Origin of the sequence: Sphingobium sp. OAS761 (assembly GCF_024168485.1) — a bacterium.
GTDB lineage: Bacteria > Pseudomonadota > Alphaproteobacteria > Sphingomonadales > Sphingomonadaceae > Sphingobium.
On sequence record NZ_JALJVY010000002.1, the window covers coordinates 313491 to 328951 of the forward strand.

Genomic DNA, 15461 nt, shown 5'->3' on the forward strand with positions numbered 1-15461 from the left:
TTTTCTAAAGCCCTCGCGCTTTGAGCTGCCGATCGAGCCGCGGGAAAACCCTGCGCGCGTTCCCCTCGAAGATCGCGTGCCGCTCGGCCTCGGAAATATCCAGCGCATCGACATAGCGCTTGGTATCGTCGAAATAGTGCCCCGTTGTCGGATCGATTCCGCGCACCGCGCCGATCATCTCGCTGCCGAACAGGATGTTCTTGGCGTCGATCACATCCGCCAGCAGATCGACGCCCGGCTGGTGGTAGACGCACGTATCGAAAAACACGTTGTTCATCAGGTGGGTCTGCAGGTCCGGCTTCTTCAGCATGTCGGCCAGGCCCCGATACCGTCCCCAATGGTAAGGCACCGCGCCGCCTCCATGCGGGATGATGAAGCGCAGGGTTGGAAAGCGGCTGAACAGATCCCCTTCCAGCAATTGCATGAACGCGATGGTGTCGGCGGCGATGTAATAGCCGCCGGTCGCGTGCATCGCCGGATTGCAGGAGCCCGACACATGGATCATCGCCGGAACGTCTAGCTCGCACATCGCCTCGTAAAACGGAAACCAGTAAGCATCGGTCAGCGGCGGGTGTCTGAAATAGCCGCCGCCCGGATCCGGATTGAGATTGCACCCGATAAAGCCCATGTCGACGCAGCGCCGCAATTCGGCGATGGAGCTCGCCATGCTTGCTTCGGGCGATTGCGGCAGCATGCAAACCCCCACGAATGTCTCGGGAAACAGGCCGACCACCCGCGCGATCAGGTCGTTGCACACTTGCGCCCACTTGACCGCGACGGTCTGGTCGCCGACGTGCGGCGCCATCGCGCTGGCACGGGGCGAGAAGATCGTCAGGTCGGCGCCACGCTCCTTGATCAGGCGCAACTGGTTGGCCTCTATCGTCTCGCGGATTTCGGCATCCGAAATCGTCGGGTAGGCAGGCGCCGCCTCGCCTGCCTTGAAGCCTGCCTTCTGCTGCTCGCGCCAGGCGTCGTGCGCCGCTGGCAGGACCGTGTAGTGACCGTGACAGTCGATGATCATGGCTCTTGCTCTTGTCCTTTGCACGCTGCGGCGCGCTGGCGCAGCACGGTGCCGTTCGTCATCAGCGGCGCAACGCCCAGCGCCGTCAGCGTCTTCGCCGCTTCTTCCATTTCCGCGGCGCGCCGCAGACCGTGCGTTGCCATGCGCTCCAGATTGTACGCGGCCCGCTCGGCCCACGGTCTGGGTTTCTCGCTGGCGTCGAGCGAGGCCAGGACCTCCTCGGTGACCCCGGCGCGCTCCGCAGCGGCCATCATTTCGTCGGTCAGCGCCTCGACCCCTTTGACCATCACCGACCGGATCATCTTTATGGCGCTGGCGCGCCCCACTTCCGCCCCCACCACGCGCAGATTTTCGAAACCGATGCCGCGCAACATCCGGAGAGCCTCCTCCGCAGCGTCGCCGGAAATCAGCAGCGGTACGCCCAAACGTGCCGGCTCGACCGGGGCCAGAACCGCTACGTCGATGTAGCGCCCCCCTGCCGCTTCGATTGCACTGGCGGCTGCCCGCTTGGTTTCGGGCGCTACCGAGTTCATGTCACACCACAGGGCACCCGGCGCCAACAGCGGCGCATAGGTCTCCGCAGCGTGCAGCGACTGGTCGGCGGTGACCAGAGAGAGCACCAGCGGCGCGCTAGCGAGAACTTCTGCCGGTGCGGCCGAAGTATGGAGACCTGACGACGCTGCGGCCTCCCGCCGTTCAGGGATATGGTCCCAAACTGCCACCCCATCCAGCCATCGGCCCGCCGTAGCGAAGGTCGATCCGGCCTCTCCATATCCAATCAAGGCGTGGGTGCGCTGCATGGCTGGAGGGTGGCTCTCCAGCGCTTGAACCACAAATCGAAAAGCGCGCCCGGTGATAAGCTCAGGCTAAACCTGATATTGCGTTAAGCATCCCGGCCGCATTTTAGTATGATGATCGGCTGTTGCGCCAAGAGCGCGCCAGGACACTCAATCCTCGCGGATTTCTCAACCAGACACAGCTCTAAGATCCGCGAGAAATTCTGCCTGTATCGTGGTCGGTCGCCAAGATGCGCGGCTGGTCACGCCGACCGTTCGCTCCTGCGCAGTGGGCGCGTTCCCGAGCGTGACCAGCCATCCAGCCTCCAGCTCGACAGCCACCTGATCTGGCGAGAGCATGGTCAGCAGATCGCTTTCGATCAGCAATTGCCGGATCGCCATCACCGAACCGGATTCGATCGGCACCGGCGGCACGGCCACTCCGGCATCCTCGAACATCCGTCGCCAGCTTTCGCGCAGGGGCGCGCCCGGCGCCGCTATGACCCAGGGGTGCTCTGCAAGCCGTTCCAGCGTTGGCGCCCCCCCCTCAAGCGGATGCCCCTTACGTGCGATGACCGCCGGCCGGTCGTGAAATAACGGCTCCTGTACGAGGTCGGGCTCTATCAACGGCTCGCGCAGCGCGCCGACCATCAGGTCGACCGCCCCATTACGCAGCGGCTCGACCAGTTCCGCGCGCGAGCCTTCGACAATCGAAATCTGCACTTGCGGATGACGCCGCAAAAATCGGGCGACGGCGGCCGGGACAATTTTGGCGCGTGAAAGGGGCATCGCGGCAACCACGATCCGCCGCGTCTCATATCCCTTTAAGGCGTCGAGTTCGGCCAGACCCGCCTCGATTTCAACGCGTGCGAGGCGAAACGATCGCGCCAGCGCCGCTCCTGCTTCGGTCATGACGACGATCCTGCCGCGCCGGTCGACAAGCTTGCGTCGCAACGACAGCGACAAGTCGCTGACCGCGCGATGGAGGGATGGCACGGACAGTCCGGTGAGAACCTCCGCCCCAGTGTAGCTTCCGCTATCGGCCAGCGCGAGCACGGCGCGCATTCGTGACATCGTAACGTGCGGGTTGGCGATATATTCCAGCGCGGCACGGATGCGCGGCACTAACAGCAAGCCTGCATCGGTCAGCACCATGCCATCTTGGCACCGGTCAAACAACGGCGTGCCCAGCACCCCCTCGATCCTCGCGAGAGCCTGCGTCATCGCGGGCTGGGTCAGGTTGACGGCCTGTGCGGCCGCGCTCATTCTGCCGAGTTCGGCGATTTTGACGACCCCCCGAAGATGTCGCAGATTCAAATCCCAGAGCCGCATGCCGCCACGTTTAGCGAAAACTAATCGCCTGGCCAAGGTTCGGTATTCCCCCTTCGAACGCATGCCTTCACACAGGCGGCTGTTCCAAGACTTTCATTTGGAGGCAGGTCCATGAGCGGTATCGTCGTTCAGAACATAGCGCGAGCCGATCCCGAAGTGATAGATGGCCTCGCCGCCTGCGGGGTCGCCACGGTTCACGAGGCGCAAGGCCGCACGGGCCTGCTCGCGAGCTATATTCGGCCGATCTATACGGGTGCTCGCATCGCCGGCAGCGCCGTTACGATCAGCGCCCCGCCCGGCGACAACTGGATGGTCCATGTCGCGATCGAACAGCTTCAGGCGGGCGACATCCTCCTTCTCGCCCCCACCAGCCCTTGCGAAGACGGCTATTTCGGCGACTTGCTCGCCACCAGTGCGCAATCCCGCGGCTGCCGCGGCCTCATCATCGACGCCGGGGTTCGCGACATTCGGGATCTGACCGAGATGAAATTCCCGGTCTGGTCGAAAGCCATCTTCGCGCAGGGCACGGTCAAGAACACGCTGGGTTCGGTGAACGTGCCGGTCGTTTGCGCCAACGCGCTGGTCAATCCCGGAGACGTGCTCGTCGCCGACGATGACGGCGTCTGCGTCGTTCCTCGGGAAAAGACCGAAGCCGTCCTTGAGGCAGCGCGGAAGCGGGAGGCCAAGGAAGTAGAGAAGCGAACCAAGCTCACCTCCGGCGTGCTCGGGCTGGACATCTACAAGATGCGCGAGAGGCTTGCCGACCAGGGTTTGAAGTATGTGTGATGTCCCCTACGCTCGCGAGCTTTCATGATGGCAGACGGCGTCCCCTGCATGTGGATGCGCGGCGGCACATCCAAGGGCGGTTATTTCCTCAAGGCCGATCTGCCTCAGGACAAAGCGGCGCGCGACGCGTTTCTGCTGGCTGTCATGGGCAGCCCCGACCCTCGCCAGATCGATGGCATGGGCGGCGCCGATCCGCTGACCAGCAAGGTCGCCGTCGTCAGCCGGTCGACGCGTCCGGGGATCGATGTCGATTACCTGTTCCTTCAGGTTTTCGTCGATCAGGCGATCGTTACCGACGCTCAGAATTGCGGCAACATCCTGGCCGGCGTGGGCCCGTTCGCTATCGAGCGCGGGCTTGTCTCGGCACAAGATGACGAAACCCGCGTCGTCATCTTCATGGAGAACACCGGGCAAGTTGCAGTGGCGACGGTCCAGACCCCCGGAGCGGTGGTCACATATGACGGGAACGCGGCGATCGATGGCGTTCCTGGCACGCACGCACCGATCCCTATCGAGTTTCGCGATACCGCCGGATCATCCTGCGGCGCCTTGTTGCCGAGCGATCGCCCGGTCGAGGTGGTGAACGGCGTTCCGGTAACCTTGATCGACAATGGCATGCCCTGCGTGGTGATGAAGGCGGCGGATCTCGGGATCACCGGCTATGAGGACCGTGAAACGCTCGACGCGGACAGTGCACTCAAGGCAAGGATAGAGGCGATCCGCCTTGCAGTGGGCGAGCGGATGAACCTCGGCGACGTGCGCGAAAAGTCCGTGCCCAAGATGATGCTGGTCGCGCCGCCGAAAGATGGCGGCGCAGTCTGCGTGCGCAGCTTCATTCCACACAGAGCGCACGCGACCATCGGGGTTCTTGGCGCCGTTTCCGTGGCCACGGCTTGCCTGGTTCCCGGTTCACCCGCAGCAGACGTGGCGGTGGTGCCCAAAGGTTCCCGCAAGACAATTTCGGTCGAGCATCCCACCGGCGAAATGAGCTGCGTGCTGGAAACCAACGACATAGGAGATGTCGTGAGCGCCGCGCTGCTCCGCACCGCCCGTAAGTTGATGGATGGCCGGGTGTTTGGCCGGCCCGATCATCAGTCCGACCATCGTTGAACCACTGTCTGATCGGATGACCCACATGACCCGACGCATCGTCTCATGGCACCCAAGCCCCTCAAGGCCCGCTTTCGCTCCTCCGCCGGGCGCGGTGGATGCCCATTGCCACGTGTTCGGACCGATGGCGCAGTTCCCGTTCAGCGCCAAGGCAAAATATCTTCCGGAGGATGCCGGACCGGAAATGCTGTTCGCCTTGCGCGATCGTCTCGGATTCTCGCGCAATGTGATCGTCCAGGCGAGTTGCCATGGCACCGACAATTCAGCCATGCTCGACGCCATCGCGCGATCGCGAGACCCGGATGGCATTCCCCTCGCTCGCGGCGTTGCCGTCGTCGATCCGGCCATATCGGAAGACGAACTGTCCCGGCTGCATGAAGGCGGCATCCGCGGTGTCCGCTTCAATTTCCTCAAGCGCCTCGTCGATGATGCGCCCAAGGACAAGTTCCTTGAGGTAGCTCGCCGTCTGCCGCCCGGATGGCACGTGGTGATCTATTTCGAGGCGGATATACTCGGTGAACTCCGGCCATTCATCGACGCGGTCCCGGTGCCGCTGGTCATCGACCATATGGGCCGGCCCGACGTGCGCCAGGGCCCGGATGGGGCCGATATGACGGCGTTCCGGCGCCTGCTCGACTCGCGGCCGGACATCTGGTTCAAGGCGACCTGTCCCGACCGGCTGGATGCCAGAAAGGAAGGCGGCAAGGGATTTCCCTGGTCCGATTTTGCACGCTCGGTCGCGCCGCTTGTTGCCGATTATCCGGATCGCTGTCTGTGGGGAACGGATTGGCCGCATCCAAACATGGAGACCGAAATTCCTGATGACGGACATCTCGTCGACATGATCCCGCAGATCGCGCCCACCGCCGACCTCCAGCATCGCCTTCTCATAACGAACCCCACCACGCTTTACTGGACTGATTAGCTTCGCGTACTTGGTGCTCGCCGTTTTACCGACGCGCTACGACGCGCTTGGTCGGTTCATCGCCCGTCCCAGCTCGCGCTGCAACAGTTCGACCGCTTGCGCCACCTTGGGCAGCAGATGCCGGCGCTGGGGATAGACGGCCCATATCGGCTCGTCGTCAGGCTGCGCATCCTCCAGCAGCAACTCCACCATGCCATGCTTGAGATAGGGCAATATGTAGAAGTCGGGCAGTTGGCAGACGCCGAACCCCGCGACGCACGCCTCGATCACCGCATGGCCGCTGTTGCAGCGGAACCGCCCCTTGGCCTGGTGGACGATCTCCCGGTTGCCATGCCTGAAGTGCCAGGTCGTCGCCGTGCCGACGATGCAATCATGGTCAGCCAAAGCTTCGACCCCATCGGGGCGGCCGGCGCTGCTCAGATAGCTGGGCGCGGCACAGGTGTAGAGCGTACGCGACGCAACCCGGGTCGCGATCAGACGGGGGTCGGCGACCGTCCCGGTGCGGATCGCGAGATCATAGCCTTCGCTCGCCAGGTCGACGACCCGGTTAGACAGGTCGATCGACACCGACAGGCGCGGATGCTGTCCCGCGAAGCGGCGCAGGATCGGCGCGACAAACCGCTCGCCCATGGCCGTCGAGCAGGTCACCCGCAATTCACCCTGCGGTTCGCCGCGTTCGCAAATCAGCGCGATCGCTTCGTCCCGTTCCTGCGCGATCCTCTCGCACCGCTCAAAAAAGGCCTGTCCGGTATCGGTGAGCCGAACGTTGCGGGTGGTGCGATGAAACAGCTGCGCTTCGACCCGCCGCTCCAGCGCCATGATCGCGCGGCTGACATGGGTAGTGGACATGCCGAGCGCCCGCGCTCCCTTGGTGAAAGAGCCGGTGACCGCGACGCTCAGAAACTCATCTATGCCGTCCCACTTCGACATGATTATCCCACATAGAAAAAAATGGTTTTCAGAAAAACTATATTATCCCCGGAAAGCTATACGAGTATCCAGTCAGCCCGTCGAGGCCTCACGCCCGGTCCCGCAAAGAGCTGGAGACAAAATGAAAACCCGTGCTGCCGTCGCTTTTGAAGCCAAGAAGCCTTTGGAAATCGTCGAACTCGACCTGGAAGGGCCGAAGTCCGGCGAGGTACTGATCGAGATCATGGCAACGGGCATCTGCCATACCGACGCCTATACGCTCGAAGGTTTCGACAGCGAGGGCATCTTCCCTTCGATCCTCGGCCATGAAGGCGCGGGCATCGTGCGGGAGGTCGGCGCGGGCGTCACGTCGGTGAAGCCAGGCGACCATGTCATCCCGCTCTACACGCCGGAATGCCGCCAGTGCAAAAGCTGCCTGTCGGGCAAGACCAACCTGTGCACCGCCATTCGCGCGACGCAAGGCAAGGGGCTGATGCCCGACGGCACGACCCGCTTCTCCTACAGGGGCCAGCCCATCTATCATTACATGGGCTGCTCGACCTTCTCCAACTTCACCGTACTGCCCGAAATCGCGGTGGCGAAGATCCGGGAGGACGCGCCTTTCCAGTCGAGCTGCTATGTCGGCTGCGGCGTCACCACCGGTGTCGGGGCGGTGGTCAATACCGCCAAGGTGCAGGTGGGCGAGAATGTCGTCGTCTTCGGCCTCGGCGGCATCGGCCTCAACGTGATCCAGGGCGCCAAGATGGTGGGCGCGGACAAGATCATTGGTATCGACATCAACCCCGAACGCGAGGAATGGGGTCGCCGTTTCGGCATGACCCACTTCATCAACAGCAAGGATCTGTCGCGCGAGGAGACTGTCGCCAAAATCGTCGAAGTGACGGACGGCGGTGCGGATTACAGTTTCGACGCCACCGGCAATACCGAAGTCATGCGCACCGCGCTCGAATGCTGCCATCGCGGCTGGGGCGAGAGCATCATCATCGGCGTCGCCGAAGCCGGCAAGGAGATTGCCACCCGTCCGTTTCAGCTCGTGACCGGCCGCGTGTGGAAGGGCACGGCCTTCGGCGGCGCGAAGGGCCGGACCGACGTCCCAAAGATCGTCGACTGGTATATGAACGGCAAGATAGAGATCGACCCCATGATCACCCATGTCCTGACCCTGGAGGAGATCAACAAGGGCTTCGACCTGATGCACGCAGGCGAAAGCATCCGCTCGGTCGTTCTCTACTGACAGAGCAGATCAGCGCCAACGACGCTTTCGGCGGCAGGCGTGCGCCGACCTCGCCTCGTTTTTGTCGCGCCCGACGCCTCGCCGCGCGGAAAGGGCGTGACGGACGATCCTGCGGGCGACGATGATCCGGCCCGGCCGCAGGGCGCGCACGTGCCTGCCCTTTTCCGGGAGCGACGCGGCTTGCACGCTGCACCATGACGAAGCGCTGTAAGAAACGCCGGAGAGCGGCCACATGATGCGCTTCCGGCGCAAAACGATGACAAACGGCTAGCCATCCGGCTACCAGCAGCCCTTCTCGGCGCCGCCAATCTCATTCCCCCGCAATGATAAAGAGGCGCGCGACTTGCCGTGGCAGAGCACAACCTCGCCTTGCGCGACCGTTGAATTGATCCACCCGCAAGACCGCAAGCGATTTAACAGGCCCTAAGCCTGGCTCGTTCCATAGCGACTGTCCTGTAGCACCTCGGCTTCGTAAAACATGATGGCGGGCTGCACCGGTAGATTGCTCGCATCCGCCTGCGCTGCGACCGCTTCTGGCGACTTCATCGAAGCCTCCCACTGCGCACGAGAATCGCATTCGACCTCGAAGATGCAGAACCACTCGCTCGGTCCGGCGGGTGTCTGCGGCTCAAACGCGTAGGAAGCACGACCCCCGTTGGGGATGGCCCGGCATAACGGCACATGCCGTTCGATATAATGCTTCCTGAACGCCTGAGGATCGTCTGGACGGGGATACAGAAATGTGACCTTGAACATGATGGTATCGCCTTATCTCTGAGCTTGGGTCAGGCGGACTCGGTCTGCCTGGCGGCAGTGGCCCCTCGTTCCTCCGCGCTCAGCTGATCCAAGACCTTGCGGAACAACGACAGGCCCCGATCCGCCTGGATCCAGCCCATCGTGCCCGGCGGCCCGGTGTCGATCATGCGCTGTTGCGCTTCGATCATGGCGGTATCCTCCCGGAAGGCCTCGTCGACCATCCCGAATATGGCCGCGGCAGCTTCCGGACTCATGTCGGTTTTCCGGTGCGCACCCGAATAGATGTATCGTGTCGATCGCTCCGTCAGGGGAGTGACCGCCTGGATACTGAACGTGTCGCTGATACATTCCAGATCCTTGGACGGCTCGGTAAAGTTCAGCCGCTCCGCGGTGCCGGCCGGATAGGTCCGGAAATGATTGATGAAGATGCCGGGCACCAGATACGAAAACCACATCCACTGGTCGGTGATGGGCGCGTCCGGCGCCTGCATTGCGGTGCGCCCGATCGACCAGTTGTTGTTGCTCACACCGCGCGGCAAGGGCTGAGCGCCGGCGCCGGTCACCACATTGGGCTCGTCGTCCCCTTCAACCTTACGCCCGATCGTCTTCTCATGCACGAAGGCGACGTGCGACAGATCGAGTAGATTGTCGTTGATGAGGTTGTAGTTCGCGGCATAGTTCAGTTCGCCGCGATGCATATAGACATCCTCGCGATCGAGCAGACTTACATCGGGAATGAGCGACATATCCGCCTGTTCAGGCTCGCCCATCCATATCCAGGCCCATTGGTGACGCTCAACCACCGGGTAGGTGCGCGCCTTGAGCGCCCCCGGCGCGCTTGCCTGACCGGGCACCTCCACGCAGCGGCCGTTCGTTCCAAAGCGTACGCCATGGTACATGCAGCGGATCGTGTCGTCTTCGATCCGTCCGAGCGACAAGGGCGCCCAACGATGCGGGCAGCGATCCTCCAGCGCGACGAGCGTGCCATCCTCCCGCCGCATCATCACAAGCGGTTCGTCGATGATCCGACGGGTGTATAACTTTCCCGTTTCAAATTCCGATGTCCAGCCGGCTACATACCAGGCGCTCTTCAAGAACATCGCTAATCCTCTCCACTTGTTTGACCAGTTCGCTTGAACGCGAGACATGCCGCTATCAACCGCGAATCTGGTCGCGCAAGCAAGACCCCAGCCGGCCTCGAGGTTATAACCTTTTGGTTAAATGGTTGTCGTCGATGGGCCGGTCATATCGCCCTGAAATCGTCCGCTGGAGCACATTGATGCGTGATGAAGTCGATGAGCCGCTGGATCTTAGGATCGTGACGTAAAGTGTCCTGAACACACAGACGAACTTCAAAGCCGCTCATTTGAACCGGCAAACGCTTCACGTCGCTTTCTTGAATGCCTTCGCCAGCGACGACGCGCGGAAAGCTGCCGGTGTAACCCAGCCCCCGGCGCAAGGCTTCGATGGTAAGCGCGGGATGTTCCGACTCCAGGGCAACCGGGTAATCCTGGATGCCGATCTGCGCGAGCGAGCGATCCACCAAATCTTGGAAAAGCCTGTCGGAATGGGCGGGAATGAACCCGAATTTCAACAAGTCGGAAGACCCTACTTTGTCCAATGCCGACAGCGGGTGGGACGCCGAAGCATATAGACCTACCGGCTCGGTCCAGAGATGCGATGACGGAAGCTCAGGCGTATGCGAGGGCGCAAGAAAAATGCCTACATCCACGCGCTGCTGCGCGTAAGCGGTTACAAGCTGCTCATAATTCATCGCCCGAACGCTTAAATACGTGTCGGGATGATCTGCGGCGTAACTGGCAAGTGGTCGGGCAATGGCCCATGCGAGGAAAGGGTGGCTGGCCAGCACGATCCGTTGGCGCCCCTTGATCAGACGATCGCCAAGCGCGCCGCCGGCGAGCCGCTCGGCCTTCTCGATCAATTCCTTGGCGAGTTCGAACGTAATGCCGCCATCGCTGGTCAGATTGCCCGTGGAGCCGCGCCTGCGGGTAAACAGCTGCTTGCTCATCTGCTCCTCAAGGGCGCGAATCTGCTTGCTGACCGATGCTTGCGAGATACCAAGCCGCTCCGCTGCAGCCTGAAAGCTACCTGCCTCCACAGCCGCAACGAAAACTTCCAGGCGACGAAGAGAGGTCCGATGCATGATTGCTTCTAGCGAGTCAGTCCAGACATAGCCAATATCATGTCGCTCCACGGGCAAGCCCGCGCATCGCTCCGCGTGGCCTATGAGGTGGAGTCCGTTTTCTGGACAGTGTCAAGCGGATCCACGAATGACTGGTACCAGCGTGACCGGACGTTCCCAGTCGCAGGGCCGAACGGCGGCAAAGTCCCAGCCCCAGGCGTTCATACTCCGCCGTCCCGATGAATGGACTGCGGACAGGGGTTTCGAACGGCCTGATCATTAAGCCATAGCCTTGCAACGATTGCGCTTGCCAAACAACCGCGAATGCCGAAAGAATCTTGGCAATGCGCACCGACATCGACCATCTTCCTGCGGCCAAGCAGCGCGAGCTTGAGCGCATTGTCCAGGTCATTTTCGAGGAATTTCGTGACGCGATCGGGAATGCCACCGGGCCTCGCAAGGGCGCGCGGATCCTCAAGATCGTGCTGTTTGGCAGCCACGCGCGGGGCAACTGGGTCGATGCGCCGCTGTCGGCGAACCAGTACAAGTCCGACTACGATCTCCTCATCATTGTCAGCCAGAAGGCACTGACTGATCGGGCGGCGCACTGGGCAAAGGCCGAGGAACGGCTAATTCGCGCCTACACAATCGAGAAAACGCTGCGCACGCCGGTCAATTTCATCGTCCATTCGTTGCACGAGGTGAATGACGGCCTGGCGCATGGCCGCGTCTTCTTCATGGAAGTCGCAAAGGATGGGATCGCCCTCTACGAGGCGGACGACCGCGAACTAACGACGCCGAAACCGAAAACACCGCAGCAAGCGCTGGACGCCGCGCGGGAGTATTTCGAGGACTGGATGCCGCAAGCCGCCAGTGCGCAAAAAGGCTTCTTGTTTTTTCTTTCTCAGCATGAGCATCGGGATGCAGCCTTCATGCTGCACCAAGCGACTGAACGTCTATACTCCGCCTTGCTGCTCACGTTGACGTTTTATGCGCCCCACAACCACAACATCGCCTTTCTCCGCTCGCTGGCAGAAGGGCTGGACCGCCGCCTCTACGGCATCTGGCCGGAAACCACACACGCCGAACGCGCCAAATTCCAGAAGCTGAAGGAAGCCTACACCAAAGCCCGTTATTCCAAGCACTACCGGATAAGTGCCGAAGAACTGGCATGGCTCGGTGAACGGGTCGAGGAACTGGGCCGCGTAGTCCATCAGGTCTGCTTGGAACGGATCGCCGAACTGGAAGCCGCCGCCGAGAAATAGCGATCCCGCTAGACAGCTTGCCCGGACTCTTCCTGTCTGGCATATTCGGCGGCACGGGATGGAAAGACTGGCGGCCATCTCGCGGATAACCCTGCCAGGCATCATGTAGGTCCGGCCGCCAAGGTCGGGCAGTTGCTGCAAGCCGCGATGGCGGCTCACAGTGGACACCGCTTGCACCATCCGCGCCCGAATGCGCGGACCGCTGGTGTGCGAGCTGCAAATGACACCCTCTACCGACGTTTACGCGCGCGAAGTGGTGATGGCGCGCGTCAATCATTTGGTCCGGCGCAAACAGAATGAGATCGAGCGCATCGCGCGGATCATTCGCGCCTGCTTCGAGCCCGAAAAGGTCCAAGCACCCCGACCGGGGAAGATCAGGCGGATCATCCTGATCGGCCCCTATGCGCGCCGATCATGGTACGAGGACCGGCACACAATCCAGTTCTCGGACTATGAATTCTGGATCGTCGTCAACCACCCCGCCTTCAAGGACGAGCGCTGCTGGCGGCGGGTGCACGAGGTCATCGACAGCGAACTGGGCAACCGTTGCGCGGTCGATTTCGACATCTACTCCAAGGCCGACATCCGCATCGCCGGGATCGAGCGCGACACCTTCGTCCTCGATCGCATCGAGGCGGGCATCACGCTCTACCGCGCCTCGCGCGACGCGCCACTGAATGAACGCGAACGTCGGGAGGCAAGGCAATGACCCCCTCCCGTTCTACGGCAGCCTTCGAGGCACTTTACCGAGCAGAGTATTCGCGGGTTCTGCGTTTCTTCCGAAAGCGGGTGGGCGGAGACGATGCCTCCGACCTCGCGCAGGAGGTTTTTGTGAAGCTGTTCGCTGCGGGCGTTGTCGAACATATCGACAATCCGCCAGCCTATCTCACCCGATGCGCGCGCAACCTTCTCATCAGCCGTGCGCGTCGCAGGGCGTCGGCACACATCGTCACCTGTCCCATCGACGAAGGCCGGGATGCACCGGCGCCTCCCGAGCAGACCTGGAGAATCGAGGAGGGAGACATCCGGAGGGTCTATCGACGGACACTGCTGGCCATGCCACGCAAGACCCGCCGCATCTTCCTCATGCACCGCCTGAAATGCATGACCTATGCGGAGATCTCCGAGCAGGTCGGCATCGGCTACGCTGGCGTCGAATATCATATGACGCGTGCCCTGGCACGGTGCCGCAGGACGGCTTCTGTGCATCGATTGTAGAATGGCTTCCTAGGCTCGCGATTGAGCGCCGCCAGCGGCGCGATATTGCCACAGTTCTTGAAGGAGAAAGAGGCTCTGCCTCTCTCTCCCTGCAAGGTGCCGCTTTGGGGCCGTGGCTCGCTGCGCTGCGCCCGCACCACCCCCGGCACCGGACCTTGCCCCCACTCTCTCCGCCCCTCGCCGGGTCGGCAGGGGTCATGCGCGGCATGACCCGCTGCGCGGATTGGAAGGGAGTAACAGCAATGATCAAGAACACCGGCAAGCAAGACCCTCACAGCCGTATTACCAACCGCATCCTGGCCGAGCTTGAGCAAGGCACCCGCCCCTGGCTGAAGCCGTGGAGCGGCGGCGACATGGCCAAGTCCGGCCAGGTTCGCCCCTTGCGCGCCACCGGCCAGCCCTATCGCGGGATCAACGTGCTTCTCTTGTGGATCGAGGCACAGGCGTCCGGTTTCGTCAGCCCATCATGGATGACCTACAAGCAGGCGCAAGCCTTGGGCGCGCAGGTGCGCAAGGGGGAGCATGGTGCGACAGTCGTCTATTATGGCGACAGCACCAAGACCGTGCATGACGATGTCAGCGGCGAGGATCGAGAACAGGGTTTCCGTTTTCTGAAGACCTATACCGTATTCAACGTGGGGCAGATTGACGGCTTGCCCGAACGGTTCCATATCATACCGGAGCCTGCGCCGGAGGTGGAGCGCATCGAAGCCGCCGAGGCATTCTTTGCCAGCATCCCCGCAACAGTGAACCACGGCGGTGACAAGGCCTATTACATCCCGTCAGCCGACCGCATCCAGCTTCCACCTTTCGCCGCCTTCCATGATGCCCACGGATATTACGCCACCAGGGGCCATGAAACCCTGCATTGGACTCGGCACGAGAGCCGCCTTGATCGCTCATTCGGGCGCGAGAAATGGGGTGATGAAGGCTACGCACGTGAGGAATTGGTGGCGGAGTTAGGGGCTGCCTTCCTTGCCGCTGATCTCGGACTTTGCATCGAGCCACGCCCCGATCACGCCAGTTATATCGCAAGCTGGATCAAGGTGCTGCAAAACGACACCCGCGCCATCGTGCAAGCAGCCGCCCATGCCGAACGCGCGGTGGCCTATCTGCACCAAGTGGCGGCCCCCGACGCGGTCAAAGAAGCGGCTTAGACTAATTGTGATGAGGCCGCCCCAAGCAGGGCGGCCCCTTCGTTTTTCCCACCCACCGGCCCCGCGCGTGGGCCGCTCCCTTCGATCGCGGCCATTTCGTTTCAGGCAGCGAGCGGCGAAACCGAAGCCCGCTTTCCACCCGCACGCGGCGCGACGGAAATCTTCACCCGAACGTCCCGGTTGAGCCGGTCGAGAAGCCGTAACAGCCGGTCGATGGTGAATCGCTCCAGTTTGACCTGGCGGATGCGCGAAAAATCGGCGGCCGATATGCCGGTGCGCGCTTCGGCATCCCGAACCGTCAGCCGCTCGGCATCGAGCGTTTTGACGATTTCAGCGGCAAGGATCGCCCGAAACTGGCGAATGCTGGCATCGGGCTGATCGAAGTCGGCAAAGACATTGCCCGAACCGCGAACCAGTTCGAAATCGTCATCATGGTCAGCCATCGAGCATCTCCTTCAGCCGCTTGATCCGCTCGCGCACGAGATCCATCTCGTGGCGCGGCGTCGCAATTCCCTTGGTCGATTTCTTCTGGAAGGCATGAACCACCCAAATGTCATCGCCCATTTGCAGCGCATAGACGACCCGAAAGGCATCGCCGCGCTCTTTGATCGCCAATTCCCATACACCGGCACCCAGACCGGCAAGCGGCTTGGCAATGTCCGGCGTTCCGCCATCGGCGACCACCGTCAGGGCATCCAATGCCCGATCCATGGCACGCGCAGGGAACGCCTCAAAATCTCTTCGCGCCGCCTTGATCCAAGAGACAGTGCCGAGCGTGTTACGTGATTTCGCCATATGTAGTCAAATC

General features: G+C 62.1%; 17 protein-coding genes. 8 read left to right on the top strand and 9 right to left on the bottom strand.

The features are described 5' to 3' along the window. Positions 1 to 4: 4 nt before the first annotated feature. The 3 genes from J3E64_RS04250 to J3E64_RS04260 form a co-directional block, all read right to left on the bottom strand. The gene (locus tag J3E64_RS04250) at positions 5 to 1021 is read right to left on the bottom strand and encodes an amidohydrolase family protein (RefSeq protein WP_253340098.1); all 1017 of its coding nucleotides are present in this window, start codon (positions 1019 to 1021) and stop codon (positions 5 to 7) included. Beyond that, entirely contained in the window at positions 1018 to 1821 is an 804-nt protein-coding gene (locus J3E64_RS04255; RefSeq protein WP_253340100.1) for an NAD(P)-dependent oxidoreductase, read from the bottom strand. Before J3E64_RS04255 ends, J3E64_RS04250 begins: the two co-directional genes overlap by 4 nt. 165 nt (positions 1822 to 1986) lie before the next feature. Further along, positions 1987 to 3129, bottom strand: coding sequence for a LysR substrate-binding domain-containing protein (locus J3E64_RS04260; RefSeq protein ID WP_253340102.1), 1143 nt, complete (start codon positions 3127 to 3129; stop codon positions 1987 to 1989). 111 nt (positions 3130 to 3240) lie between these two features. Here J3E64_RS04260 and ligK point away from each other — a divergent pair, with 111 nt between their 5' ends. The 3 genes from ligK to J3E64_RS04275 are packed head-to-tail and all read left to right on the top strand — an operon-like array spanning position 3241 to position 5950. After that, entirely contained in the window at positions 3241 to 3915 is a 675-nt protein-coding gene (ligK, locus tag J3E64_RS04265; RefSeq protein WP_253340104.1) for a 4-carboxy-4-hydroxy-2-oxoadipate aldolase/oxaloacetate decarboxylase, read from the top strand. Between the two features lie 27 nt (positions 3916 to 3942). Further along, positions 3943 to 5025, top strand: a complete 1083-nt coding sequence (locus J3E64_RS04270; RefSeq protein ID WP_253340291.1) for a 4-oxalomesaconate tautomerase — start codon at positions 3943 to 3945, stop codon at positions 5023 to 5025. A gap of 25 nt (positions 5026 to 5050) precedes the next feature. Next, positions 5051 to 5950, top strand: coding sequence for an amidohydrolase (locus J3E64_RS04275; RefSeq protein ID WP_301287084.1), 900 nt, complete (start codon positions 5051 to 5053; stop codon positions 5948 to 5950). A gap of 36 nt (positions 5951 to 5986) precedes the next feature. On the opposite strand, the gene J3E64_RS04280 is transcribed toward J3E64_RS04275, so the two are convergent. After that, a complete protein-coding gene (locus J3E64_RS04280; protein WP_253340108.1) occupies positions 5987 to 6880 on the bottom strand; it encodes a LysR family transcriptional regulator in 894 nt (297 codons plus the stop codon). A 121-nt stretch (positions 6881 to 7001) separates the two neighbouring features. Here J3E64_RS04280 and J3E64_RS04285 point away from each other — a divergent pair, with 121 nt between their 5' ends. After that, positions 7002 to 8114: an S-(hydroxymethyl)glutathione dehydrogenase/class III alcohol dehydrogenase gene (locus J3E64_RS04285; protein WP_253340110.1), complete on the top strand. Its 1113-nt coding sequence runs from the start codon at positions 7002 to 7004 to the stop codon at positions 8112 to 8114. A 423-nt stretch (positions 8115 to 8537) separates the two neighbouring features. On the opposite strand, the gene J3E64_RS04290 is transcribed toward J3E64_RS04285, so the two are convergent. From J3E64_RS04290 to J3E64_RS04300, 3 genes are all read right to left on the bottom strand, one after another. Further along, a complete protein-coding gene (locus J3E64_RS04290) occupies positions 8538 to 8870 on the bottom strand; it encodes an EthD family reductase (protein WP_253340112.1) in 333 nt (110 codons plus the stop codon). 29 nt (positions 8871 to 8899) lie between these two features. Beyond that, positions 8900 to 9970 carry an aromatic ring-hydroxylating dioxygenase subunit alpha gene (locus tag J3E64_RS04295; RefSeq protein ID WP_253340114.1) on the bottom strand — a complete coding sequence of 357 codons (1071 nt, stop codon included), beginning with the start codon at positions 9968 to 9970 and terminating at the stop codon, positions 8900 to 8902. Between the two features lie 143 nt (positions 9971 to 10113). Continuing rightward, the gene (locus J3E64_RS04300; protein ID WP_253340122.1) at positions 10114 to 11034 is read right to left on the bottom strand and encodes a LysR family transcriptional regulator; all 921 of its coding nucleotides are present in this window, start codon (positions 11032 to 11034) and stop codon (positions 10114 to 10116) included. Positions 11035 to 11357: 323 nt separating this feature from the next. Here J3E64_RS04300 and J3E64_RS04305 point away from each other — a divergent pair, with 323 nt between their 5' ends. The 4 genes from J3E64_RS04305 to J3E64_RS04320 all read left to right on the top strand — a co-directional run bounded on the left by J3E64_RS04305 (position 11358) and on the right by J3E64_RS04320 (position 14653). Further along, a complete protein-coding gene (locus J3E64_RS04305; protein ID WP_253340124.1) occupies positions 11358 to 12278 on the top strand; it encodes a nucleotidyltransferase and HEPN domain-containing protein in 921 nt (306 codons plus the stop codon). Positions 12279 to 12438: 160 nt separating this feature from the next. Then, entirely contained in the window at positions 12439 to 12987 is a 549-nt protein-coding gene (locus tag J3E64_RS04310) for a hypothetical protein (RefSeq protein ID WP_253340126.1), read from the top strand. After that, positions 12984 to 13496 (top strand): sigma-70 family RNA polymerase sigma factor, encoded by a 513-nt coding sequence (locus J3E64_RS04315; protein WP_253340128.1) that lies wholly within the window; start codon positions 12984 to 12986, stop codon positions 13494 to 13496. The genes J3E64_RS04310 and J3E64_RS04315 overlap by 4 nt, the downstream gene beginning before the upstream one ends. A 242-nt stretch (positions 13497 to 13738) precedes the next feature. Further along, positions 13739 to 14653, top strand: a complete 915-nt coding sequence (locus J3E64_RS04320; RefSeq protein WP_253340137.1) for an ArdC family protein — start codon at positions 13739 to 13741, stop codon at positions 14651 to 14653. Between the two features lie 101 nt (positions 14654 to 14754). On the opposite strand, the gene J3E64_RS04325 is transcribed toward J3E64_RS04320, so the two are convergent. Further along, positions 14755 to 15096, bottom strand: coding sequence for an XRE family transcriptional regulator (locus J3E64_RS04325; protein ID WP_253340139.1), 342 nt, complete (start codon positions 15094 to 15096; stop codon positions 14755 to 14757). Continuing rightward, complete coding sequence (locus J3E64_RS04330; RefSeq protein WP_301287089.1) at positions 15089 to 15448, bottom strand: type II toxin-antitoxin system RelE/ParE family toxin; 360 nt, start codon at positions 15446 to 15448, stop codon at positions 15089 to 15091. Before J3E64_RS04330 ends, J3E64_RS04325 begins: the two co-directional genes overlap by 8 nt. Between the last annotated feature and the right edge of the window lie 13 nt (positions 15449 to 15461).